The organism is Vibrio sp. 10N.222.55.C6, assembly GCF_041473395.1.
Taxonomy (GTDB): Bacteria; Pseudomonadota; Gammaproteobacteria; order Enterobacterales; family Vibrionaceae; genus Vibrio; species Vibrio crassostreae_C.
Window position 1 is genome coordinate 1 of the sequence record NZ_JBFRSD010001180.1, and the last position, 442, is coordinate 442.

A 442-nucleotide genomic window follows, 5' to 3' on the forward strand; every position below is an offset into this window, starting at 1 on the left:
AGACGATCCAATTGATTCTCTTGAACACCATAAGGCGATCGCTCAAGACAATTCATTTGATGTACAAGTGTTACCAAGCTGGCGCCCAGATAAAGCCTTCAAAATCGAACTCGACACCTTTGTCGATTACCTGCGCCAACTTGGTCAAGTAGCCGATATCGAGATCCGTCGATTTGATGATCTGTTGAGTGCGCTAGACAAGCGTTTAGTCCACTTTAATGCCCATGGCTGTCGTGCGGCTGACCACGGTATTGAAGTGGTTCGCTACGCACCTATTCCATCAGAATCGGATTTGGATGCCCTGTTAACTCGACGCCTCAATGGCGAAACGCTCACCGATCTAGAATGTGCGCAGTTTTCAACAGCGGTTCAGGTGTGGTTAGGCAAGCGCTACGCCGCAATGGGTTGGGTAATGCAGCTTCACATTGGTGCTCAGCGCAAT

General features: G+C 49.3%; 1 protein-coding gene. It reads left to right on the forward strand.

Annotated elements, in window-relative coordinates:
• Window positions 1–442 (forward strand): glucuronate isomerase (locus AB4486_RS28085; protein WP_372120107.1); only part of this gene is annotated, 442 nt, incomplete at both ends.